Source organism: Microcoleus sp. N9_B4, from assembly GCF_036701635.1.
Lineage (GTDB): Bacteria > Cyanobacteriota > Cyanobacteriia > Cyanobacteriales > Microcoleaceae > Microcoleus.
This window is the reverse complement of the sequence record NZ_JAUBRC010000002.1, coordinates 125,767-149,124: the sequence shown is the minus strand read 5'-3', so window position 1 is coordinate 149,124 and position 23,358 is coordinate 125,767. Positions and strand designations below refer to the sequence as shown.

20 protein-coding genes and 1 riboswitch are annotated in these 23,358 nt (G+C 47.6%); of the genes, 12 read left to right on the top strand and 8 right to left on the bottom strand.

The window, feature by feature from the left end:
• The first annotated feature begins 57 nt into the window (after window positions 1-57).
• Window positions 58-903, top strand: coding sequence for a YaaW family protein (locus tag QUA43_RS01870; RefSeq protein ID WP_333370534.1), 846 nt, complete (start codon window positions 58-60; stop codon window positions 901-903).
• A 43-nt stretch (window positions 904-946) separates the two neighbouring features.
• On the top strand, window positions 947-2,509 hold the full coding sequence (locus QUA43_RS01865; protein ID WP_333370532.1) for an O-antigen ligase family protein: 1,563 nt from the start codon (window positions 947-949) through the stop codon (window positions 2,507-2,509).
• 153 nt (window positions 2,510-2,662) lie between these two features.
• On the opposite strand, the gene glmS is transcribed toward QUA43_RS01865, so the two are convergent.
• From glmS to QUA43_RS01845, 4 genes are all read right to left on the bottom strand, one after another.
• Window positions 2,663-4,585 (bottom strand): glutamine--fructose-6-phosphate transaminase (isomerizing), encoded by a 1,923-nt coding sequence (gene glmS, locus QUA43_RS01860; protein WP_333370530.1) that lies wholly within the window; start codon window positions 4,583-4,585, stop codon window positions 2,663-2,665.
• Between the two features lie 159 nt (window positions 4,586-4,744).
• Window positions 4,745-4,990 (bottom strand): photosystem I iron-sulfur center protein PsaC, encoded by a 246-nt coding sequence (gene psaC / locus QUA43_RS01855; RefSeq protein WP_015175986.1) that lies wholly within the window; start codon window positions 4,988-4,990, stop codon window positions 4,745-4,747.
• A gap of 598 nt (window positions 4,991-5,588) precedes the next feature.
• On the bottom strand, window positions 5,589-6,800 hold the full coding sequence (locus QUA43_RS01850) for a chloride channel protein (RefSeq protein WP_333370528.1): 1,212 nt from the start codon (window positions 6,798-6,800) through the stop codon (window positions 5,589-5,591).
• Window positions 6,801-7,532: 732 nt separating this feature from the next.
• Window positions 7,533-8,438, bottom strand: a complete 906-nt coding sequence (locus tag QUA43_RS01845; protein WP_333370526.1) for a CoB--CoM heterodisulfide reductase iron-sulfur subunit B family protein — start codon at window positions 8,436-8,438, stop codon at window positions 7,533-7,535.
• Window positions 8,439-8,821: 383 nt separating this feature from the next.
• Between QUA43_RS01845 and acpP the strand changes: the two genes are divergently transcribed.
• Both acpP and fabF read left to right on the top strand, forming a co-directional pair.
• On the top strand, window positions 8,822-9,076 hold the full coding sequence (acpP, locus tag QUA43_RS01840; RefSeq protein WP_333048671.1) for an acyl carrier protein: 255 nt from the start codon (window positions 8,822-8,824) through the stop codon (window positions 9,074-9,076).
• Between the two features lie 97 nt (window positions 9,077-9,173).
• Window positions 9,174-10,427 carry a beta-ketoacyl-ACP synthase II gene (fabF, locus tag QUA43_RS01835; protein ID WP_333370523.1) on the top strand — a complete coding sequence of 418 codons (1,254 nt, stop codon included), beginning with the start codon at window positions 9,174-9,176 and terminating at the stop codon, window positions 10,425-10,427.
• Window positions 10,428-10,872: 445 nt separating this feature from the next.
• Here fabF and psbA (QUA43_RS01830) read toward each other — a convergent pair whose 3' ends face one another.
• The gene (gene psbA, locus QUA43_RS01830) at window positions 10,873-11,955 is read right to left on the bottom strand and encodes a photosystem II q(b) protein (RefSeq protein ID WP_333070606.1); all 1,083 of its coding nucleotides are present in this window, start codon (window positions 11,953-11,955) and stop codon (window positions 10,873-10,875) included.
• A gap of 209 nt (window positions 11,956-12,164) precedes the next feature.
• Window positions 12,165-12,244, top strand: a riboswitch (adenosylcobalamin-variant (AdoCbl-variant) riboswitch).
• 8 nt (window positions 12,245-12,252) lie between these two features.
• Here psbA (QUA43_RS01830) and cobG point away from each other — a divergent pair.
• From cobG to QUA43_RS01805, 5 genes are all read left to right on the top strand, one after another.
• Window positions 12,253-13,776: a precorrin-3B synthase gene (cobG, locus tag QUA43_RS01825; protein ID WP_333370521.1), complete on the top strand. Its 1,524-nt coding sequence runs from the start codon at window positions 12,253-12,255 to the stop codon at window positions 13,774-13,776.
• 133 nt (window positions 13,777-13,909) lie between these two features.
• Window positions 13,910-14,539 (top strand): precorrin-8X methylmutase, encoded by a 630-nt coding sequence (locus QUA43_RS01820; protein ID WP_332961226.1) that lies wholly within the window; start codon window positions 13,910-13,912, stop codon window positions 14,537-14,539.
• Window positions 14,536-15,246 (top strand): precorrin-2 C(20)-methyltransferase, encoded by a 711-nt coding sequence (locus tag QUA43_RS01815; protein WP_333370519.1) that lies wholly within the window; start codon window positions 14,536-14,538, stop codon window positions 15,244-15,246. The genes QUA43_RS01820 and QUA43_RS01815 overlap by 4 nt, the downstream gene beginning before the upstream one ends.
• 228 nt (window positions 15,247-15,474) lie before the next feature.
• Complete coding sequence (gene psbA, locus QUA43_RS01810; protein WP_333070606.1) at window positions 15,475-16,557, top strand: photosystem II q(b) protein; 1,083 nt, start codon at window positions 15,475-15,477, stop codon at window positions 16,555-16,557.
• Window positions 16,558-16,979: 422 nt separating this feature from the next.
• Window positions 16,980-17,735, top strand: coding sequence for a GerMN domain-containing protein (locus tag QUA43_RS01805; protein ID WP_333370517.1), 756 nt, complete (start codon window positions 16,980-16,982; stop codon window positions 17,733-17,735).
• Between the two features lie 122 nt (window positions 17,736-17,857).
• On the opposite strand, the gene QUA43_RS01800 is transcribed toward QUA43_RS01805, so the two are convergent.
• The 3 genes from QUA43_RS01800 to efp form a co-directional block, all read right to left on the bottom strand.
• Complete coding sequence (locus QUA43_RS01800; RefSeq protein ID WP_333370515.1) at window positions 17,858-18,250, bottom strand: metalloregulator ArsR/SmtB family transcription factor; 393 nt, start codon at window positions 18,248-18,250, stop codon at window positions 17,858-17,860.
• A 30-nt stretch (window positions 18,251-18,280) separates the two neighbouring features.
• Window positions 18,281-18,838: an acetyl-CoA carboxylase biotin carboxyl carrier protein gene (gene accB / locus QUA43_RS01795; RefSeq protein WP_333370513.1), complete on the bottom strand. Its 558-nt coding sequence runs from the start codon at window positions 18,836-18,838 to the stop codon at window positions 18,281-18,283.
• A 200-nt stretch (window positions 18,839-19,038) separates the two neighbouring features.
• Window positions 19,039-19,596, bottom strand: coding sequence for an elongation factor P (gene efp, locus QUA43_RS01790; protein ID WP_333370511.1), 558 nt, complete (start codon window positions 19,594-19,596; stop codon window positions 19,039-19,041).
• A gap of 556 nt (window positions 19,597-20,152) precedes the next feature.
• On the opposite strand from efp, the gene QUA43_RS01785 reads away from it, so the two are divergent.
• From QUA43_RS01785 to thiL, 3 genes are all read left to right on the top strand, one after another.
• Window positions 20,153-21,277 carry a peptidylprolyl isomerase gene (locus QUA43_RS01785; RefSeq protein WP_333370509.1) on the top strand — a complete coding sequence of 375 codons (1,125 nt, stop codon included), beginning with the start codon at window positions 20,153-20,155 and terminating at the stop codon, window positions 21,275-21,277.
• Between the two features lie 242 nt (window positions 21,278-21,519).
• On the top strand, window positions 21,520-21,834 hold the full coding sequence (locus tag QUA43_RS01780; protein WP_333064835.1) for a hypothetical protein: 315 nt from the start codon (window positions 21,520-21,522) through the stop codon (window positions 21,832-21,834).
• A gap of 180 nt (window positions 21,835-22,014) precedes the next feature.
• Window positions 22,015-23,346 (top strand): thiamine-phosphate kinase, encoded by a 1,332-nt coding sequence (gene thiL, locus QUA43_RS01775; protein WP_333370507.1) that lies wholly within the window; start codon window positions 22,015-22,017, stop codon window positions 23,344-23,346.
• Window positions 23,347-23,358 lie beyond the last annotated feature (12 nt).

Below are 23,358 nucleotides of genomic sequence, written 5' to 3'. Positions count from 1 at the left end.
TCAATCAGCAGCAATCTAAAATCTAAAATCTAAAATCGAATAGGGGAGGGCAAAATTTTGGACGAACTCAGAGCAGCACTCGAATTGACAACAGAAGAAGAATTGCAGCAACTAACAGAACTTCTGTTCAGCCGCAAGTTTAACCCTTTAGATTACGTGCAAACCCCCGCACCGATAGATGTACAAAGTCGCGATCGCCAAGCATGGCTCGACGCCGTAGAACAGCGGTTTCGCTATCTTGCAGCGGACGGGTTGACGGTACTCAGAGGGCGAACCCAACAAGTAACTTACAGACAAGCACTAATTCAAGTTTGTCGCTATCTCAAAATCCCTTATCCCAGACAGTTGTCAACCACCGACTTAGAGGCAGAAGTATTTCTGCACTTAATGGGCCGCGCGTGGAAGCGTTTGCCCGCAGACGAACAGCAAGCGCTAACACTGCGCGTACAGCGAGCGATCGTTGATTCTAAACTCTCAGAACCCCTGCCAATTTCTGCTGAAAAAGACCCGCTGGGTTTACTGTTCAAAGGCGGCAGCGCTTTAGCTGTTAGTTCCATCTTAAAACCAATGCTGCTCAAACTAATGGCAAATCAATTTGCGCTGCATTTTGCCACCTATCAAATGGCAAAACAAGGAGTGCTTGCAGGCACTGCAACTGCAGCAACCCAGTTTCAAAATTATGTCGCCATTCAGACGGCGCGGCGCGGTATGGCGGTGAGTGCAGCTCGTTACGGTGCGACGCGGAGCGTATTTTCGTTGATAGGCCCGGTGATGTGGACTTGGTTTTTAGCGGATTTGGGTTGGCGATCGATTTCCACGAACTACGGCCGCATTATCCCCACCATTTTTGCCCTAGCTCAAATACGCTTGACGCGATCGGAATGCGTTTGGGAACTAGCTTAACGATGGTAAATTGTATATTTTAGATTTGAGATTGGGAGTGTGGGTGAATATCAAAAATCGGTTGAAATTAGCTGCCAAACAGACAGTCGAAAATCTCCAGTCTCGCCTCCAAAAACATCCAGATCCCCGCCTGCAAATCCCTTGGAATTTCGCCCAAGTGGGGATGCTGATTTTTCCCTTAATTCCAATTTTGGGAGCTTTAAGTTTATTTCTGGGATTGGCCGGCACTTGCAAACAAAAGTTCCGTCAAATTAGTCGCCGCCCGCTGAATCGAGGATTCGCAATTCTGAGCGCGCTGCTAGTCATCACGGCGGTTTTTGCCAACAACCGCAGCGAGGCTTTTTTAGGGTTGTACAATTTCTTGCCGTTCTTTATATTGTTTGCCGCTTTCAGCAGTTTAATTCAAACTTTGCCTCAATTGCGGCAATTGTCTTGGATGATTGTAATTAGTTCAATTCCAGTGATAATTTTAGGTCTGGGACAGCAATTTTTAGGTTGGAGCGGCATCGATCAATTGCAACCTATTTTTGGCTGGGTACTGGCACCCCAAGGCAATCCCCCCGGCCGTATGGCTTCTGTATTTATGTACGCTAATATTTTAGCTTGCTATCTGACAATTGCTTTTATTTTAGGGCTAGGGCTTTGGATAGGAGAAGTCCGAGGAAATCAGGAAGGCACGACACGGATTTTGACACGGATACACGGATTAATTATTGAGCAAAAGTCGAGAGTCAAGAGTCAGAAGTCAGAAAGAAGAGATTCGAGGGAAGAAGGAATATTAATGCCCGATTCCCAATTCCCAATTCTCAATTACCGCTGCCTATTTTTAAGTTTGGCTGCGATCGGAAATGCTGTTGCTTTGATTTTTACTAATTCTCGCAATGCTTGGGGACTGGCAGTTTTGGCAGTTTTGGCTTTTGCATTTTATGCGGGTTATAAAAAATTATTAGCTGCTGTTTTTAGTTTGGCTAGCACAGTTTTTTTGTCGGCCTTTGGCCCGGAACCACTGCGGCAATCTTTACGAAGAATTGTTCCGGCTTTCTTTTGGGCTAGACTCACGGACGAGATGTTCCCAAATCGACCGACTGCTACTTTGAGAAAAACTCAGTGGGAATTTGCTTGGTCTATGACTCAGCAGCGTCCTTGGACTGGTTGGGGATTGCGAAATTTTACGCCTCTCTATCAAGCTCAGATGCAAGAATGGCTGGGTCATCCTCACAGTTTGATACTGATGTTGACTGCGGAAACGGGAATACCCGCAACGCTTTTTTTGTTTGGTTTAGTTGGTTGGGTTTTGGCTAGGGGTGTTTTGCTGCTGGCGAATTGGCCGCTTTTTTCTGCGGATCTCAAACATGAGCAAATAGCAACACAGGAAGTAGCGGAAAATGCTTTAGTGTTCAATCAAAAATCTATAATTAATAGCAAAAGTCCGGTGGTTTGTCAAGATGTAAGAGCGGCAGATCGCCTAATTTTTTTCAGTTATTTATTAGCCTTCGCCGCCTGTACGCTTTTTAACACTGTAGATGTGACGCTGTTTGATTTTCGACTCAATACTACAAGCTGGTTGCTGTTAGCCGCAATTTGCGGAGTCAGCCAGAGGGAATAGGCGATCGGGCATCGGGCATCGGGCATCGGGCATCGGGCATCGGGCATCGGGCATCGGTTATTGGTTATTAGAACGAACAACCAACAACCAACAACCAACTACTGACTAATGACTACTGACTACTGACTAATGACTACTGACTAATGACTTCCTTTACTCCACCGTCACCGACTTCGCCAAATTGCGTGGCTGATCCACATCCAAACCCCGACGGGCTGCAATGTGATAAGCCAACAATTGCAGCGGAATCACTGTCACAATCGGTGACAACAATTCATCCACCAAAGGCACCGGCAAAACGTGGTCAAAAATCTCGGCTTCCGCCACACCTTGCTTCGGCGTAACGCCAATTAAACGGGCGTCACGCGCCTTCGCTTCCTGAGCGTTGGAAAGCACCTTTTCGTAGACGCTTCCGGGCATAGCGATCGCCACTACAGGCACTTTCGCATCCAAAAGGGCGATCGGGCCGTGTTTCATCTCTCCCGCCGGATATCCTTCGGCGTGAATGTAGCTAATTTCCTTCAGTTTCAGCGCCCCTTCCAAAGCAATCGGAAAGTTAATTCCCCGCCCCAAAAAGATAAAATCTTGGGTGTCTGTAAACTGGTGGGACAATTCCTCCACATACTGTTCTTGAATCTCCAAAAACTTCTCAATTTCTGTCGGCAACTGGCGCAAACCAGTAATAATTTCTGCCAATCTCTCAGTGCTGATTGTTTGTCGCTGGTGCGCCAAATCCAAAGCTAAGAAATAGAAGGCCATCAACTGAGTGACAAAAGTTTTAGTGGCAGCCACGCCGATTTCTATACCAGCGTGGGTGTTGATTACGTGCGGCATCATGTGGGCGATCGAACTTTCGGTTCTATTAGTAATGCCTAACATTCTCGCTCGGAATTTATCGGTAAAACCCGCGCGGCGCTGCTGTTCCATCCCCAAAGCAGCCAGCGTGTCCGCCGTTTCTCCCGACTGTGTTACCCCAATAGTTAAAGTATTTGCTGTCAGCGGTGCGGGCGCGTAGCGGTATTCAGAAGCGTACTGCACCGCAGTCGGAATATTAGCTAATTGTTCCAACAAATATTTGCCAATTAGCGAGGCGTGCCAGCTCGTTCCACAGGCGAGAATCGAAATTTGTTCGACATCGGCGCAAAGTTCCTTGGGCAAGTTGAGATTGATGGGAGAGCGCGGATTTCCCGGCTGCCACTCGCTGTCTAAATAAGCCTCCAAGCAAGCTCGGACTACGGCGGGCTGTTCGTAAATCTCCTTGTGCATGAAGTGTTTGAAGCCTTGTTTTTCGACTAAAACCGGACTCCAACCAAGGATGCGCGGGCTTTTTTTCAGCCTTTCTCCTGCAAAGCTGTAAACTTCGACTCCCATCGGAGTTAGCCTTGCCAATTCGCCATTTTCCAACGACAAAACAGTGCGGGTGTGAGATACTAAGGCCGGCGTGTCGGAAGCGCAGAAAAATTCACCAGCACCAAACCCAATCACCAAAGGAGCTTGCTGTCTGGCGACAATTATTTCCTCTGGAAAATCTGCACAGATAACGGCGATCGCAAAAGCTCCTTCTAATTTATTTACCGCCTTTAAAACAGTTTCCAAAAACGATAAATCAGCAATTTTCTCAGTTTTTTTATCTTTTTCTTCTTCCTTCTCCCTTCTTGCTTCTTTCAAAAATTCAGCTATTAAATGAGGAATAACTTCTGTATCGGTATCCGAGACAAATTTATGTCCCTTTGCTTTCAATTCTTTCCGCAACTCACGATAATTTTCGACAATTCCATTTTGAACCACCGCAATTCGCCCGCTATTATCTAGGTGAGGGTGAGCGTTATATTCTTCTGGTTTGCCGTGAGTTGCCCAGCGGGTGTGTCCGATGCCGATGGGAGCCGGAGAGTCTATCTCTGCTAACTTTTCCCGGAGATTGTGCAATTTGCCCTTTGCTCGGATGCAGGTAATTTCTCCTTCGGAGATGGTAGCGAGGCCCGCTGAATCGTAGCCCCGGTATTCTAGTTTCTCCAATCCTGCTAGCAAAATCTCGCTTGCTGCTTGCGTGCCGATATAGCCAACGATTCCGCACATTTAACGTACTACTCCTGCTTAGCGATCGCAATAAAACTCAAGTTTTATCATTTTTACCTTCTTCCGGCCCCAGAATGCAGATTCCGCGACAAAAAAGAGGGGGCAATTTTATCGCCCCCTCTTTTGTGCCCGTAATTCGATCGGCGTGTCGATCGATATTTAGTAGGCTAGACCCATACTGCGAGTGGTTTCTGCTCCCAGGTAAACCCGGATGCTCAGAAAATCGGTCGGGCAAGCAGTTTCGCACCGCTTGCAGCCTACACAGTCTTCCGTGCGGGGAGATGAGGCAATCTGAGCTGCTTTGCAGCCATCCCAGGGCACCATCTCCAAAACGTCAGTCGGACAAGCGCGGACGCATTGAGTGCAGCCGATGCAAGTATCGTAAATTTTGACTGAATGAGACATTGAATAAAGGCTCCCAACGAGTCACTAAAAATTTGCTGCCTCTGCGAATTAACAGATTTGACGGCGAGGTGCCACCGCTATAGCCTGCACAGAGAATTAAAGGTTAGTCTACCGCAGTGCCTGGAAGCACTTCGCGAAAAAGCGACAAAACTTCACAGTTATTCACGCTGGGACTCTTCTAGAACCCATTTGGGATCTCTATCATTCGCCAACCCTTTGAGCATCAGCCTGATGAAATACAAATTGAGTTTGGCAGTAGGATTGGTGAGAGTGGGATCAAAGTTCTTGACCAAACTGCGATGATCTTATCCGGGTGATACCCCTTACCCTTGCAGAATGGTAATCTTCGGCATATTGACGGGCCCGATCGTGAAAATAATCGAGGTTGTGACTCAACATTTCAATCAAGCCACAGTCATCGGACACACTGGCTTTTGTGCAATAGATAAAAAACGGCAGGCTGACTGGTATCAACGGCTAGATGTTGTTTGATGCCATTGGTGCGTTTGTAATGGCAGAAGCCTTTAGAGCCGACACTCGCCAAATGCACGTATTTTTCACCGCTACACGGAGCTATTAGAGGATTTCTAGCGGTTTGTCAATCAATTTTACGCTGTGAGGTAATGAAGGGATATCGGGGAGCCAAGAAGAAGCCCACGAGACTCGCGAAGAGAATCGGTGTAAAAGTGCTGAATCCTGTCAACTTGGCGAGTAGCAGAGTTGTACTAATTGGAGTTCGAGTAACTGTTGAATTCAGAGCAGCCATTACACAAATCATTGCCAAAGTCTCGTTGGATGCGGGATTAATGATAGCGATTGCCTTTCCTAAACAGGCTCCTATAAAAAACAGTGGGATGATAATTCCCCCCCGCCAGCCTCCATTTATTGTCGTACTAATAGCAAACACTTTAGCAATAACTAAAATCAAGAGCAATTCCAAAGGAAAGTTTCCCTCAACAATTTTTTCAATTTGATGTTCACCAAAGAAACGAGTGAGCGGAAATAAAGCTGATAAAACACCAAGTCCTAGCCCAGCTAAAGTAGTCCGCACATAGATTGGACTGGGTATGGCATCAAACAAGCGACCTACACTGCGAAATATAGCGATAAAAAGCCACCCCATGAGCGCACCTACGATTCCATAAGCAATCGCTGCGCCAAAGTCATAAAGGCTTTCCACATTGTATTGAGGAAAATGCCAGGTAGGACCAATTCCAAGCTGGGTAATTGCTACAAAGATGGTGTAACTTGCACAACTTGCCACGACCGCAGGCAATATTGCTTCAAAATACTCCACAACATTCTGATGATGCAGAATTTCTAAAGCAAAAAAAGTACCACCCAATGGAGCGCCGAACAAAACTGTAAAACCAGATGCCATGCCAGCAATACTCAAAGTTCGTAGTGCCTCTCCACGCAATTGAAAGCGATCGGCTAACCACGTACCAATTGAACCTGTTACTTGCACCATTGGTGCTTCTGGACCAGCACTGCCTCCACTTGCAATACTGATTAGCGACGACAGAATCATCGAAGGATTCTCGTTCATTGGTAACCGCCCACCATTGAGATGAATATTGTCAATAATCAACCCTATTTCGCCAGGATTTCCCAGCCAATGAATGAGCAAACCGATGAGCAAACCCGCAAGTGGCATGATGATTAGTAGAGAATGTCCACTAAAATATTCAAATCCCAGCATTATATAAGACAAAAATATCCAATAACTTGCACCAAACAAACCACAAATGATTCCTAGCATTGCCCATAGGAATACCGAACGTGTGAGATTTACGGGATTTCGTTTCATTGTTTACTCCTTGTCAATAGCTAGGCAGTTAGGAAGTCTTAACAAACTATTTTGTGTAATTGTATACAATTTCTGTTATTTGCCTATTAACCTACCAGCCCCACACTTGCTTTTGAGTGTAGATCCGGGCTACGGTATGCGGTCTAGCAATCGCAGTCTCACAAGGGCTGGCAACGAAACTGAGGCATAGGTTATCAGTGGTGTAGCCACCGTGCAACGCCGTCCCCTGAAGCCCTGGCCGTTAGACCGCTTCCTCTGTTGGTGGTGTCAATAGCTTAAAGAACCCATTTGGGATCTCTGATGACGAGCTAAGATCAGAAATAAATGGCATTGTCGAGCAACTTAACCGAAAAAGAGTGATAACTCCGCAGCGCCATTGCTGCCCCACAAGAAGAAGACTAGACCACCTCTGGAGACAAAACGACAAATTTAGGACTTACGCACCGGGGATCAGAAACCGGGTTTTTTTACGAAAAAACAAAGGTTGTGACCAGCAGATTCGGTAAAAAACCCGGTTTCTTTGGTATGTGTGCGTCCACGACTGAAATTGTGGACGGTATCTTCTATCAACTCAAGAGTGTATAAGCGTGATCGATCGTCCCGCTAGCACTCGCCTATAATTCCGATCTAACCGGATTTGATTTGAGAAAAGACTAAAGTCTTTACTACCAACCTGGATTTAAGATGAGAAAGGACTAAAGCCCTTACTACAAAGCCGCGCCAATCGATCGACTAAAAGCCTAATTTTTCTAACACGGGCTTAGTTGAAACAATATGTCGATCGAGTCCTAGTTTTTTCGGCTCCACACCCAAAGCCAAAGCCACCAACTGCGACAAATGCAACACAGGCAAACCCAATTTGCGGCCGATTACTTTTTCCACCTCCGGCTGTCGCGAATCCAAATTTAAATGACAAAGCGGACAAGGCGTTACCATACAATCAGCCTCATTGTCAAGAGCATCTTGAATATGTTTGCCTGCCATCTGAAAAGATTGGTTAGTGGCATAACTCGCCAACGGCCAGCCACAGCACTGCGTCCGCCCTCGATAGTAAACGGGAGTTGCGCCGATCGCCCGAAACACATTTTCCATCGATTCCGGTTGGTGCGGGTCATCGTAAAGCAGCTTATCCTGAGCTCGCAGCAGATAGCACCCGTAAAAAGACGCGCACTTCAAACCCGAAAGCTTGCGGGTGACTCGCTTTTGAACTTCCTCTAAACCGTAATCTGCAACGATCGCCCACAACAGATGCTTCACCTCGGTACTGCCTTGATAAGGCGAACAGCCTTGTTTTTCCAGTAAACCGTTGACTTTTTCTATATAGTTGGGATCGGTTTTCTGAGATTCTTTGAGGCGATCGTCCACATGACCGATTACCCCTTGACAAGTGCTGCAATGCGTCAGCAAAGGCAGATTCAGTTCCTCAGCCAAAGCAATATTGCGAGCGTTGACAGTATCTTCGAGTAACTGCGAATCTTCCTTGAAAGTGCCAGAACCGCAGCAGGAAGCTTTTTTTAGTTCCACCAGTTCAATCCCCAACGCTTGAGTGAGCGCCATTGTAGACAAGTAAAGTTCGCGGGCCGCCCCTTGGGCAACGCAACCGGGAAAGTAAGCATATCTGAGAGTTTGGGATGGCATAGTCGTTTCTGCTGGAGACACAAGGTTCGGGAAAAGAAACTTGAGCCGAAGTCGGGAGGCTTCCTGCTTAGTTTTTCCTCTTTATAATTAACCTATCACCGCCTAGCTAGGAGCCAATTGTCAGCTTTTCTCAAGCATTTTGAGTTGATGACTGACGCACCATCGACCCAAAATTCCGGTTCCTCAACGTTATCAGGTGGCTAAACGAGATGATTGATTTTGGACTATTGGGGTTTGTTTTGCCTTAGTCGTAGAGTTGCTGCGATCGTCGGTGTCCCAATTGTCGCTGGCCCGTGTCACTTAGAAAAGCGGCTAGCCTTTCTCCTGCAGATCCCCCTTTCGGATAAGATTAGATACGCAGCAACCAATGAGGACACGATGTTATGAGCCAAGACGACATTTTTGCTAGAGTCCAGAAAATTGTGGCAGAGCAACTGGAAGTCGATAAGAGCGAAGTCAAGCCCGAAGCCAACTTTGCTAACGATTTAGGAGCAGATTCCTTAGATACAGTAGAGCTGGTCATGGCCTTGGAAGAAGAGTTTGATATTGAAATTCCCGACGAAGCAGCCGAAGGAATTACTACGGTTCAAGCTTCTGTAGATTTCATCAGCAGCAAACTTACAGCTCCAAAAGCATAAAATACCTGTCTTTTCCCCTAAGAGGAGAGAAGTTAGAAAACTGGAAACTCCTCTTTTGTTCTGCGTTCTGGGTGTTTAATTTTTTGAAACTGAAATCATGACAAATTTAGAGCGTAAGCGCGTTGTTATCACGGGTCTCGGCGCGATTACACCGATCGGCAATACCTTGTCCGAATATTGGGACGGGTTGCTTGCGGGGAAGAATGGTATAGGCCCGATCACCTTATTCGACCCGTCGCGGCACGACTGCCGCTTTGCCGCAGAGGTGAAGGGTTACGACCCACACGACTATTTAGAGCGCAAGGAAGCAAAGCGGATGGATCGCTTTGCTCAATTTGGGGTGTCAGCGAGCAAACAAGCTCTTGCTGATGCGAAGTTTGAGATTAACGACCTGAACGCAGAACAGGTGGGTGTCATTCTTGGCACTGGCATTGGTGGCCTGAAGGTTTTAGAAGACCAGCAAGAGATTTATCTGAATCGCGGCCCCGATCGATGCAGCCCGTTTATGATTCCCATGATGATTGCGAATATGGCCGCGGGCCTGACGGCGATTCACACGGGCGCTAAGGGGCCAAACTCTTGCACGGTGACGGCCTGCGCTGCGGGTTCAAATGCGGTGGGTGATGCGTTTCGCCTAGTTCAGGGGGGTTACGCGCAAGCCATGATTTGCGGCGGTACGGAAGCTGCCGTGACGCCTTTGTGCGTGGCGGGTTTTGCTGCGGCGAGGGCGCTTTCGACTCGCAATGATGACCCGACTCATGCTTGCCGTCCGTTCGATCGCGATCGTGATGGTTTTGTCGTCGGCGAAGGTGCTGGCATTCTGATTCTAGAAGAAATGGAACACGCTCTGGCGCGTGGCGCGAAGATTTACGCAGAAATCGTCGGCTACGGTTTAACTTGCGATGCGTATCACATGACTTCTCCGGTACCGGGGGGGGAGGGTGCGTCGCGGGCGATGGCTTTAGCGCTCAAGGATGGGGGTTTGACGCCGGATCAAGTGAGCTATATCAACGCTCACGGCACGAGCACGCTTCCCAACGATTCTACGGAAACGAAAGCGATTAAAAAGACTTTGGGAGACCATGCTTACAAAGTAGCAATTAGTTCTACCAAGTCGATGACGGGTCATCTTTTGGGCGGTTCTGGGGGAATTGAGGCGGTGGCGACGGTAATGTCGATCGCCAATGACAAAATCCCGCCGACAATTAATCTGGAAAATCCCGATCCTGAGTGCGATTTGGACTATGTTCCTCATACAAGCCGCGATCTAAAAGTTGATGTAGCGCTGTCGAATTCTTTTGGATTTGGTGGCCACAACGTGACTCTGGCATTCAAGAAGTTTGTTCAGTAGCGGGCAATTTGAAAGTTGAGAATAAAAAGGTGAAAAATTAATTTTTCACCTTTTTATTTTTAGATAAATTTTAGATTTGGCGATCGGCTATTAAGTAAATCAAATTAACTTAACCTAAAATGCGATCGCGCCTTAGATCCCCGCAGCACTTTAACTGCTGGGAGGTTCTGCCTATTCTGTTTTTTGATTAGCCATTACTCATACCATGTCCGGGTGAGCGCTTGACTCAAAACGCTTACTTGTCATGAGTCAAGGGCAACGAAGTAAGCGCATTGCCGAAAGGCCGAGATTATTCTTCAGTTCCTTCAGGACTCTGAATAACAACTACTCAAGCGGACTTGATATCACTTAGTTTCTTAAGAGAAACAGTTCTCGAAAAATATTTTTACCCAAACAAAAAGCGCCCCTATTACTAGGAGCGCTTTTTGTAATCTCAGACTAAAACTTAGCCATTGATAGAAGGAGCAACCAAAGCTACAGGAGTGACTTCACTTGCAGCCAAGTCGAGAGGGAAGTTGTGAGCATTGCGCTCGTGCATCACTTCCATACCCAAGTTAGCGCGGTTGATCACATCAGCCCAAGTATTGATGACACGACCTTGAGAGTCGATAATCGATTGGTTGAAGTTGAAACCGTTCAAGTTGAAAGCCATCGTGGAGATACCCAAAGCGGTAAACCAGATACCTACTACTGGCCATGCACCTAACAAGAAGTGCAAAGAACGGCTGTTGTTGAAAGAAGCGTATTGGAAAATCAAACGACCGAAGTAGCCGTGGGCTGCAACGATGTTGTAGGTTTCTTCTTCTTGACCGAATTTGTAACCGTAGTTTTGCGATTCGGTTTCGGTTGTTTCACGAACCAAAGAGGAAGTAACGAGAGAACCGTGCATGGCGGAGAACAAGCTACCACCGAAGACACCAGCAACTCCCAACATGTGGAAGGGGTGCATCAGGATGTTGTGCTCGGCTTGGAACACAATCATGAAGTTGAATGTGCCGGAGATACCCAAGGGCATACCGTCTGAGAAGGAACCTTGTCCAATTGGGTAGATCAAGAATACTGCGGTGGCTGCTGCAACTGGTGCAGAGTAAGCGACGCAGATCCAAGGACGCATACCTAAGCGGTAGGACAATTCCCATTCACGACCCATGTAGCAAAATACACCGATCAGGAAGTGGAAAATTACCAATTGGTAAGGGCCGCCGTTGTACAACCACTCATCGAGGGAAGCTGCTTCCCAGATTGGGTAGAAGTGCAAGCCGATGGCGTTGGATGAAGGAACAACAGCACCTGTGATGATGTTGTTACCGTACATTAAGGAACCTGCTACTGGTTCACGGATGCCGTCGATGTCCACTGGAGGGGCAGCGATGAAGGCGATGATGTAGCAGATGGTGGCGCTGAGCAAGGTGGGAATCATCAAGACTCCGAACCAACCTACATAAATGCGGTTGTCGGTGCTTGTTACCCACTCACAAAAGCGTTCCCAGACGTTGGCGCTTTCGCGCTGCTGTAAGGTTGTTGTCATGGTTTTATGATTGCTGTATTTGGTTTTCAATGTTCGGATGATGTTTCTATTATTAACGGTTTTGTTAACGTTTGTAAAGGGGTTTAGCGACAGTTAAACTGATGACTGCGATTAGGAAAACTGATGAAACCAGAGAGATGGGCGATCGCCAGAAGTTTTGTTAAGAAAGTTGAGGGTTTTGCTTTCTGTGCGTCAGCTCGTGATACCTTTCTAAAACCTGAAAGCGGGAAAGTCCGGTGCAATTCCGGCGCTGTGCCGCAACTGTAAAAGTCAGAATGCCGATTTCGGGGGCGCTTTGTGGGCGTTTACTTTTGGATTCCCTGCGTAGCACGGGGAGGAGATTATTTGTTAGCTTTGACTGATTTGCCGACTTGTCCGGGTTTATTTTACGGTTCCCAAGCCCGAGACGGAGTTTTATCAAGAATGCGGATTCCGGGGGGAATTTTAAACGCGCAGCAGTGTTGGACGATCGCGGATTTGGCAGATCAATACAGTACCGGCTGTTTGCAAGTGACAAATCGGGCAAATTTGCAAATCCGAGAAGTGAACTCGGAAATTGCCCCAGAAGTCTGGAACCGCTTGCAGGAATTGGGGATAGCGTCTCGCCGCGTGGAAGTTGACCCGATTCGCAATATTATGGCAAGTCCGACAGCCGGGATCGATCGCCAGCAGTTACTCGATACTCGCCCGCTAGTGAAAGCTTGGGATGATTACCTGCAAACGCATCCCGAATTATCGGAACTTTCGCCTAAGTTCAGTATTGGCCTCGACGGCGGGGAATCGGTTTCGATCCGCGATTTACGCAACGATATTTTATTAGCTGCTGAAGGGCGTTCAACCCAATCAGAAATCGTTTTTCGGCTGCATTTAAACGGCGAAAAAGGAATTTCAATCCAAGAATCGCAATGTATTTCAGTATTAGCCGCCCTCGCTAGCACTTATCTTGAATACACCAAAAATCAACCTCGAATTGATGGCAAAAAACCGCGTTTGCGTCACCTGCTGGCAGATTGGGGCGCTGAAAGTTATCTAGAAAAGGTACAGCAGAATTTACCATTTTTATTGCAATTCACATCTTGCACCTTTCCCCAAAACAGGCAAGATGCCTCATCTGAAAAATCCCTCCCCAATCACCGACATCTCGGCATTCATCCTCAGCGACAGTCCGGTTTCTCCTACATGGGAATTGCACTGCCTCTCGGTAGGCTAGAATCAAAACAACTGCGGAATTTGGCAAATTTAGCCCAAAAACTAGCCAGCGGTACCCTAAGACTTACGCCGTGGCAAAATCTGTTGATTTCCGATATCCCCAACTCCCAGCTTTTTGAGGTAAAACAGCAAATCGCCGATTTGGGATTGCACTCGTCGGCGACTCGCCTAGATTCGTGCTTGGTGGCTTGTGCTGGCAGCAGCGGCTGTGCGTCGGCGGCGACAGATACTCAAAGTCACGCCCTATCAATGGTGAGGGATTTAGCGCAAAAATTGACGATCGACCAACCGATTAACATTCATTTCAGCGGTTGCCAAAAGTCGTGCGCCCAGCATCGGCCAATTGATATCACGCTGGTGGGAATTCAGATTGAGCGAGGAGACGAGACGATCCAAGGTTACAAGATTTATGCGGGTAGAAAAGATTTGCCGTTCGGGCGACCAATTTTTCCGGCTGTGAGTGCGACCGAAATGCCCCATACGATCGAGCGAATGTTGCGGGTCTATCAGCGGTTTCGAGAGCCTGTGGAGTCATTTGGTGAGTTTGTCGATCGGCGGGCGATCGACCAATTCCAGGAGTTGTTGAGCACAGAAAATCGGAATTTAAACTGAAAACAGACAAATTTTAAGCATTTCTCTTCCTATCTCTCTTGATATTTCTTCCTTCGCGCCCTTCGCGCCTTCGCGGTTCATTCAAAAAATCTATTTCACAAATCCCACAAACTTCCCATAGCAGTTTTAAAGAATGATTGACTACATTCGAGACGGAACAGAAATCTACACCAAATCCTTCGCCACAATTCGAGCCGAAGCAGATTTGTCAAGCTTGCCGCCCGATTTAGAATCGGTAGCCGTGCGACTAATTCACAGTTGCGGCATGACCGATATTGTTGCAGATTTAGCAGCTTCGCCCGGGGCCGCAACCTGCGGACGCCAAGCCCTGTCTGCAGGTGCGCCCATCCTGTGCGATGCCCGGATGGTGGCTGAAGGCATCACTCGCAAACGCCTTCCGGCTGACAACCCGGTGATTTGCACCCTCTGGCATTCCGAAATCCCGGAGTTGGCGCGGCAAATCGGAAATACTCGATCGGCGGCGGCGCTTGATTTATGGCTGGACAACTTGCAGGGTGCGGTTGTGGCCATCGGCAATGCCCCGACTGCTTTGTTCCGACTGCTGGAAATGCTGGATGCCGGAGCACCCAAACCGGCTTTAATTCTGGGTTTCCCGGTAGGATTTGTGGGGGCTGCCGAATCCAAAGCCGAACTGGCCGCCAACAGTCGGGGAGTGCCATTTATTACGTTGCACGGGCGGCGCGGTGGCAGTGCAATGGCAACGGCGGCTGTGAATGCGTTAGCGAAAAAGGATGAATTATGACTAAGGCGAATGGTAAATTGTACGGTTTGGGTATTGGCCCTGGCGATCCAGAATTGATTACTTTGAAAGCTTATCGGATTTTGCAATCGGTGCCGGTGATTGCATATCCGGCGATGGAAAATGGTAAGGTGCTGGCGCGGGCGATTGTTGCTGATTATCTGCGATCGGAGCAAATTGAGATTCCGATGCCGTTGCCTTTTAGTCCGACGCGATCGTCTCAACCTTATTATGATGTTGCTGCCGAGAAAATTGCCGCACATCTGAGCGAGGGACAGGATGTGGCCGTGCTATGTGAGGGCGAACCTTTTCTCTACGGCTCGTTTATGTATCTATTCAACCGTTTGTCGGCGAGATTTACCACTGAAGTTGTGCCGGGAATTTCTTCCACAATGGCGAGTGCGGCTGCGTTGGGAGTGCCGCTAACTTATCGTAACGATGTGTTAAGCATTATGCCTGCGACGCTGGATGCTGAGGTTTTGCGCGATCGACTGGCGGTTGTTGATGCTGCTGTGATTATTAAGCTGGGCAGGCATTTTGCGAAAGTCCGGGACGTGCTCATTGAGTTGGGACAGTTCGATCGAGCACTGTATATAGAACGCGCAACTATGCCGAATCAGCGAATTCGGGCGATCGCAGATGTCGATCCCGCTGAAGTTCCCTATTGGGCTCTCATTCTGATACCTAGCCAGCAGAAATCTGTATCTTAATATTTCCATGCCTGAAGGCGACGCGCTTCCAGGCTTTACCTACTTTTTTGTGCATTCTTACCTCTTTATCGAGTTTTTTTCATATTAATAACTTAAGCTTATACCTTTCATTAGTTAATCTGTTGTTAAAAAACTTTACAAACCTGAGAATATGCTTTATATTTATTTACATGGCGGAACACAAAGCCGTCACGAACATTGAAAACAAAATAAAGCAATCATAAACAAATGACAACAACCTTACAGCAGCGCGAAAGCGCCAACGTCTGGGAACGCTTTTGTGAGTGGGTAACAAGCACCGACAACCGCATTTATGTAGGTTGGTTCGGAGTCTTGATGATTCCCACCTTGCTCAGCGCCACCATCTGCTACATCATCGCCTTCATCGCTGCCCCTCCAGTGGACATCGACGGCATCCGCGAACCAGTAGCAGGTTCCTTGATGTACGGTAACAACATCATCACAGGTGCTGTTGTTCCTTCATCCAACGCCATTGGCTTGCACTTCTACCCAATCTGGGAAGCAGCTTCCCTCGATGAGTGGTTGTACAACGGCGGCCCTTACCAATTGGTAATTTTCCACTTCCTGATCGGTGTATTTTGCTACATGGGTCGCGAATGGGAACTGTCCTACCGCTTAGGTATGCGTCCTTGGATTTGCGTCGCTTACTCTGCACCAGTTGCAGCAGCTACCGCAGTATTCTTGATCTACCCAATTGGACAAGGTTCGTTCTCAGACGGTATGCCCTTGGGTATCTCCGGCACATTCAACTTCATGATTGTGTTCCAAGCAGAGCACAACATCCTGATGCACCCCTTCCACATGTTGGGAGTTGCTGGTGTCTTCGGTGGTTCTTTGTTCTCCGCAATGCACGGTTCTCTCGTTACTTCCTCTTTGGTTCGTGAAACAACCGAAACCGAATCGCAAAACTACGGTTACAAATTCGGTCAAGAAGAAGAAACCTACAACATCGTTGCAGCCCACGGCTACTTCGGTCGTTTGATTTTCCAATACGCTTCTTTCAACAACAGCCGTTCTTTGCACTTCTTGTTAGGTGCATGGCCAGTAGTTGGCATCTGGTTTACCGCTTTGGGTATCTCCACGATGGCTTTCAACTTGAACGGTTTCAACTTCAACCAATCGATTATCGACTCTCAAGGTCGTGTCATCAATACTTGGGCTGATGTGATCAACCGCGCTAACTTGGGTATGGAAGTGATGCACGAGCGCAATGCTCACAACTTCCCTCTCGACTTGGCTGCAAGTGAAGTCACTCCTGTAGCTTTGGTTGCTCCTTCTATCAATGGCTAAGTTTTAGTCTGAGATTACAAAAAGCGCTCCTAGTAATAGGGGCGCTTTTTGTTTGGGAAAAAATATTTTTAGAACTGTTTCTATCCGTTAAATCCCTTAAATCCGTTACCCCCCTTACCTCCGTTACCTTCCTTATTACTTTTTACTTATTTTTTCTTCCTTTATTCTTTAAGTTTTTATGATTACTATAGAATATAGCCACTAGGCCGATCGAGATACTGTGACATACTCCACGGGCGAAATCTTATATTATGGTCTAGGATTCCAATAGTCGGATTCAGAATATGTTGGGCTTGCTATAAAGTGTTCGCTAGCAGCAATGCAATTGTGTCAATTCCAGAATCTAACCATAGACAAATGTAGCTGATCAAGAGTCGCTCCTCACCGTCCCAAGCGCTCTATCTGTAAGGAGAATTTGTATTATGAAAGATGGACAAGAAGTACGCCGCGTCTCCACAGCCGTCATTGCCGGTGTTTGCGGGTTGGCTTTACTGACGGGAGGGGGCATTGCCTGGTGGACCGCGAACCGTTCGCCAACCCCCGCAGATACGCAGTCTTCTGCTCAAACTACCGCTCCGCCGCTTTCCCCAAGTCCTGCGGAATCTCCTGCTGTAGTTATCCCCGTACCCCCTCCAAATCCTGTACAAGTGCCACAGGTTCAGACGCCACAGGTTCAGACGCCGCAGGTTCAGACGCCTAACGCTCTGATCCCAAAATCGCCGCAGCCAAAGCCTTTGCCGCAGACTGATGTCCAGACGGTGCAAGTCTACTGGGTTAAAGATGCGAGCGGCAAATTTGAGGGAGTTCCTACGAAAGTAGCTGTCAAAGAAGCTGACAAGCCTGATGCAGCTTTACAAGCTGCTTTTAACAGTTTGTTGGCTGGGCCGAAGGATGGAACTGTTTCTAGCGAAATTCCTAATGGGACAAAACTCAGGGGTTTGAGTGTTAAGAATGACGGAGTTTATGTCGATTTGTCGGCAGAATTTACTTCGGGGGGAGGGAGCAATTCGATGACTGGCCGGTTAGGGCAAGTTATCTATACGGCTACGAGTTTACAACCGAATACCAAGGTTTGGATTTCGGTGGAAGGCAAGCCTTTAGAACTTTTGGGTGGCGAAGGTTTGGAGGTTGCTCAGCCGAGTACCCGCCAAAGTTTTGACAAAAATTTTCCCCTTTAGTAATGATGAGTCATTAGTTACAAGTGATTAGTCATCGGTCTCCAGGCCGAGAATAGGAATTGATAACTGATGACTCATGACTGAGGATTGAGGATTGAGGATTGAGGACTGGCAACTAATTTTCAGTGCTTCGTAGTTAGGCTAAATTCCCGAAAGTGTAGGGCTTGCTGTTCGATCCGGCTGGCAAGCCGATCGCACACCATATTACACAGCTCGAAAATTAACTCGTCTTGCACCTTATAATAAGCTGAAGTCCCTTCACTCCGGCGAGTGAGGATACCAGCTTGGAGCATGAGTTTTAGGTGCTTAGAAACATTGGCTTGACTCGTTTGAGTAGCTTCCACCAATTCTTGCACGCATTTTTCGCCGTCGCGAAGCAAGTTCAAAATTCGTAAACGCATGGGTTCGCTCAAAATACTGAAATACTCAGCAACTTGTTGCACAACCTCTTGCGGGACAGGCTGGGATGACTTCATCAAACTCACCGGAGAGAAGTGATCGGGAAATATTACCATTTATTCTGTCCATAACAATCAAGTAATCCTTCAATCCGGATTAATTCGCATCAACACTTGACCGTATTCGACAGGTTCGCCATTTTGAACTAAAATTTCCATCACTTGACCGGACACTTCATCAGCATCGATCTCGTTCATCAGCTTCATCGCTTCGATAATACAGACTGTCTGATTGACCTTGATGCGATCGCCCACATTGACAAAAGGTGGCTCGTCAGGAGCAGCAGCGCGATAAAACGTTCCTACCATCGGCGAGATAATTGACACCCATTTGGTATCGACAGGGACAGACAGGGCAGCAGGCACGGCGGCAGGGGCGATCGGTGCAGGGTCAGCCAGATCCGCTGCTAAATTTTGGTCAACAGCAGAAGGTGACGCTAAGGTTGGGCTAGCAACCGCGCCCAACGCGATCGGAGCGACTGTAGCCACGGCAGCAGGGAGCGCAGCAGCGGTTTCTGGCGAACTTGTCAGAATGCCTTTGCGTACTGTCAGTTCAAGATCCCCACTTTTTAAGGTCAGTTCCGAAATGCCAGTTTTGTCTAATACAGTTAGCAGTTCGCAAAGCTGGTTTAAGTCTAGTTGCACAGCAGATTCAATGGTAATTGAGAATTGAAAATTGAGAATTGAAAATTGAAAATTCCGAATCAGGCGAAGCTAGGAGAATTCACCGATTTTGGAGGCAAAAGGGATAGTTTTTAAGCTGTGAGCGATGAGTATTGAATTTTAACTTCTTTAACTCATAACTCAGAACTAAAAACTAAAAACTCCCTTTTATTCCCTCGTTTCTATTCTCGGCCGAGGTACTTGTCTTCACGAGTATCAATCCGAATCCGTTCTCCAATGGAAATAAATAGAGGCACCATAACCTGAGCTCCGGTGGAGACGATCGCGGGTTTGCTGCCACCAGTGGCAGTATCTCCTTTAACTCCGGGATCTGTTTGCAACACTTCCAAGACGACAGAGTTGGGCAGTTCCACTTCCAGGATTTGGTCGTTCCAGCGAAGGATGTTGACTTCCATCCCTTCACTGAGGTACTTGACTCGATCGCCTATTTGCTTGACACTGAGGCGACTTTCCTCGTAAGTTTCCATATCCATAAAGACGAAATCGTCGCCCTCTTTATAGGTATGCTGCATCACACTCTTTTCCAGGTTGGCTTGAGGCATAGTCTCGCCCGCCCGGAAGGTTTGTTCTACTACGTTTCCGGTTTGGACATTTTTTAATTTTGTCCGCACGAAAGCCGAGCCTTTTCCTGGCTTGACGTGGAGGAATTCGATAACCCGCCACACGCCGTTATTCCATTCAATTGAAACACCTGGTCGAAAGTCGTTACTGGAAATCATATAAATTTTTGCGGGCAATCCCGTCGCCTTGAGGCACGGGGGAACTACAGTCAGTCGATTTTAGATTTTAGATTTTAGATTTTAGATTTACTCCACAGATGAATTTGGGAGATTGAACCTTGGTCTAAAATTTTGATCTCTCCACGACAGGAGTCTGGGGATGGTATCCGTTTTTGAGCGGCTCAGGTTAAAGCCGCAGTCTAGCTGACGGCATCAAAAAGCAATTGGCATTTTATTTTACCGTTCAAAGGGAGCAAGTGCTTTACTGAAATGTTAATGGCAGTGGGCAGTGGGCTGTTGTCAGTTGACCGAAAGCATCCAGGATACAAGTCCCCGGATTCATCCGTCCAGAAATAAAAAACCTGTATCCGATAAAGGAGCCCCCGAATTGATCCGTGGGGTCAATCTAAAATCTAAAATCTAAAATCTAAAATCGATTGACTGTTGTTAGTGGGCAACTCCTCCCCAGCCCAACCAACAGGCACTTTAGATGGGTAGCAGCTTAGAGGGCGGGCAGCGCTGTGGGAAGATAAGAGAGGCAATAAAAGTTAAAGTTATGTTGCATTGGCCTAATTTCTCGATCGATACGTGCAAGCGCTGGATCAAAACCGTCGCTTTAGCGCTTCTGCTGTTCACTCTCTCCCTGAGTTTCAGTGCAGTCTCCCATGCCAAACGCCCCAGCAGCAGTATGCCTGCGGGGAATGCGATTACGGACGGGCGGGCGCTGCTGCGCTTCGCTTTACCTATTGACAATCAGACTGTGCGAGAGTTGCAAATTAGTCTCGAAGACATTGGCAACCACATACGGTCTAAACGTTGGGGCCCCATTAGCAGCGATGTCAGTAAAGCTTCCAGGATTCTCAACCTTCGGGAATCTGACCTTTTAGAAAGTATTCCCGACGCCAAAAAGCCGGAAGCTGAGGCGCTAGTTGCAGGAGTCAAGGAGAAAATTGCTCAACTGGAAAAGGCTGTTGAGGCTAAAGACAGGGACAAAGTGATTGACTTGAAAGCCACAATCCTGGGTTCGGTAGGCGAAATCGAAGAGTTGATGGTGACAAAGTTTCCGTTTGAAGTGCCTGCCAAGTATGCTAATCTGCCTCAACTGAAAGGGCGCGCTACTGTGGCTGTACAAACTGAAAAAGGGGAAATTACTGTTGTGGTTGACGGCTACAGCGCCCCGGTTACGGCTGGTAATTTTGTGGATTTAGTCGATCGAGGTTTTTATGACGGTTTGCCGTTTATTCGATCGGAAGAATCTTACGTTTTGCAAACAGGAGACCCCGAAGGCAAGGATGTTGGTTTTATTGACCCAGCTACGGGCAAATACCGGAATATACCGCTAGAAGTGCTCGTCAGGGAGGAAAAAGAACCTATTTACGGGATTACTCTAGAAGATGCGGGGCGTTATCGCGACGAACCTGTTTTGCCTTTTTCTGCTTTCGGTACTGTGGCGATGGCCCGTACAGAAACTGACCCTGATAGCGCTTCTTCTCAGTTTTTCTTTTTCTTGTTTGAACCTGAACTCACGCCCGCTGGCCTGAATCTGTTGGACGGCCGCTATGCTGTTTTTGGTTACATGATTGAAGGAAAAGAAGTTTTGGAGCAACTGAAGCAGGGAGACAAGATCGTATCTGCTAAGGTAGTTAAAGGAATCGAAAATTTGGTGCGACCTCAAGTTTAATTATTGACGGCGATTGAAATCGCTTTTACACCAAAGTGACGGCGATTGAAATCGCTTTTACAGAAACAAAGCCCGCCTGCGCGGGCTGAAAAAATAAATAGTGACAGGCATTGAAATCTTTTCCAAATACAGATGACGGCGATTGAAATCACTTTTACACAGACAAAGCCCGCCGGCATCAGGCTGGAAGAAGAGATAAATTTTATAGTTTAGTTATTGAAAATAGGAATTCAATCGAGAATATGGCTATTTTACAATTTTTATTGGTAATGGGTTTGGGCGGATTCGCAGGCTTGTTGATTGTAAAAAATGTGAATGAAAACAAGCAAAAGCAGCGGTTGGATGAGGCTTTTTATCAGTTGTTGGAAACTCAAAACAGTCAAATTTCGCTGATTCAACTGGCGGCTAATGCTAGGGTTGAGGCTGAAGTTGCTCAGCAGTATTTAACTCGGCAAGTTAAGATTTTTTCGGCGATTTTAGAGGTAGATGATGAAGGGGATACTTTTTATAGGTTTCCTAGGTTGCGCTTGCCGCCGAGTTCGGGTAAGGAATGGTAATACAGTTGACAGTTGACAGTTGACAGTTGACAGTTGACAGTTGACAGTTGTTAGTTGTCATTGGTTCAGGAATTACGCACCAATAACGTGCTACAGGTAAGACACCTGTTCCATAATACATTGAGTTTATTGTGGGATGGGCATCTTGCCCGCCCGCTTCTCACTAAAAAATCCTTTTTAATGCTGATTAAAGATATCGGGGAACAAGGTCTTTTAAGAATATTGCAAAAATTCTGCCCCGCAGAGATAGTTGGTGATGATTGCGCTGTCATGGCTACAAATCCCAACCAATCTCTGGCTATCACTACAGATATGTTGGTGGATGGAGTGCATTTTAGCGATCGCACTACGGGGCCTTATTACGCAGGATGGCGCGCCGCAGCGGCAAATTTGTCGGATCTGGCTGCGATGGGAGCAAAGCCTCTGGCGGTGACTGTAGCCCTCGCTGTGGCGGCGGATACGGCTGTGGAGTGGGTTGAAGAGTTTTATCGGGGGATGACGGCTTGCTTGCAAGAATATGATACGCCGATCGTCGGTGGTGATGTTGTGCGATCACCCGTGGTGACTGTGGCGATTACGGCTTTTGGACAAGTTGAGTGCGATCGTACCATTAGTCGGTCAAATGCGCGATCGGGCTGGGCGATTGTCGCTACTGGGGTTCACGGAGCCTCCCGCGCGGGATTAGAATTGCTGTTAAATCCAGAATTCGGGCAAAATCTGGAAAAGGTCGATCGGGCTTCTTTAATTCTCGCTCACCAGTGTCCTAAACCGCGGCTGGATGTTTTGCCGGTTGTTTGGGAAATATTGGGTTGTGAAGGTGCGATGGAACCCCCCCTCAGTCCCCCCCTTGCTAAGGGGGGGAAGCAAGATTTCAATTCTCCAGATGCGATGGAACCCCCCCTCAGTCCCCCCCTTGCTAAGGGGGGGAAGCAAGAGTCCAATTCTCCAGGTGCGATGGAACCCCCCCTCAGTCCCCCCCTTGCTAAGGGGGGGAAGCAAGAGTCCAATTCTCCAGGTGCGATGGAACCCCCCCTCAGTCCCCCCCTTAGTAAGGGGGGGAAGCCAGATTTCCATTCTCCCCCCCTTAGCAAGGGGGGGCCGGGGGGGGTTAATTCTCCCCCCCTTAGCAAGGGGGGGCCGGGGGGGGTTCAATCTTCAATTGCAATCGCCGGAATGGACAGCAGCGACGGTTTAGCTGATGCGATTATTCAAATTTGTCGGGCTAGCGGTGTTGGCGCAAAAGTCGATCGCACAAAAATACCAATTCCCCATATTTTCAGCGAAATCGTATCAACAGAAAAAGCTTTAGATTGGGCATTATACGGCGGCGAAGACTTCGAGTTAGTGCTGTTTTTGCCGATGGCAAATGCTGAGTTATTAGTGGAAAAAATAGGTGATGGTGCTGCGATTGTGGGAACAGCTACCGAGAACACCGATATCTGGTTGACTGATAGCAGCGGTATTTATCCTGATATTGTATTAAAGCTCGATCGAGGATTTCAACACTTCTGAATTATCTCTTCT

Coding starts and splice junctions, on each gene's coding strand:
- fabF (WP_333370523.1), top strand. CDS start 9,174: ATGACAAATTTAGAGCGTAAGCGCGTTGTTATCACGGGTCTCGGCGCG.
- QUA43_RS01785 (WP_333370509.1), top strand. CDS start 20,153: ATGTTGCATTGGCCTAATTTCTCGATCGATACGTGCAAGCGCTGGATC.
- QUA43_RS01850 (WP_333370528.1), bottom strand. CDS start 6,800: ATGAAACGAAATCCCGTAAATCTCACACGTTCGGTATTCCTATGGGCA.
- QUA43_RS01845 (WP_333370526.1), bottom strand. CDS start 8,438: ATGCCATCCCAAACTCTCAGATATGCTTACTTTCCCGGTTGCGTTGCC.
- psbA (WP_333070606.1), bottom strand. CDS start 11,955: ATGACAACAACCTTACAGCAGCGCGAAAGCGCCAACGTCTGGGAACGC.
- QUA43_RS01805 (WP_333370517.1), top strand. CDS start 16,980: ATGAAAGATGGACAAGAAGTACGCCGCGTCTCCACAGCCGTCATTGCC.
- QUA43_RS01815 (WP_333370519.1), top strand. CDS start 14,536: ATGACTAAGGCGAATGGTAAATTGTACGGTTTGGGTATTGGCCCTGGC.
- thiL (WP_333370507.1), top strand. CDS start 22,015: ATGCTGATTAAAGATATCGGGGAACAAGGTCTTTTAAGAATATTGCAA.
- psbA (WP_333070606.1), top strand. CDS start 15,475: ATGACAACAACCTTACAGCAGCGCGAAAGCGCCAACGTCTGGGAACGC.
- QUA43_RS01780 (WP_333064835.1), top strand. CDS start 21,520: ATGGCTATTTTACAATTTTTATTGGTAATGGGTTTGGGCGGATTCGCA.
- psaC (WP_015175986.1), bottom strand. CDS start 4,990: ATGTCTCATTCAGTCAAAATTTACGATACTTGCATCGGCTGCACTCAA.
- efp (WP_333370511.1), bottom strand. CDS start 19,596: ATGATTTCCAGTAACGACTTTCGACCAGGTGTTTCAATTGAATGGAAT.
- glmS (WP_333370530.1), bottom strand. CDS start 4,585: ATGTGCGGAATCGTTGGCTATATCGGCACGCAAGCAGCAAGCGAGATT.
- acpP (WP_333048671.1), top strand. CDS start 8,822: ATGAGCCAAGACGACATTTTTGCTAGAGTCCAGAAAATTGTGGCAGAG.
- QUA43_RS01820 (WP_332961226.1), top strand. CDS start 13,910: ATGATTGACTACATTCGAGACGGAACAGAAATCTACACCAAATCCTTC.
- QUA43_RS01800 (WP_333370515.1), bottom strand. CDS start 18,250: ATGGTAATATTTCCCGATCACTTCTCTCCGGTGAGTTTGATGAAGTCA.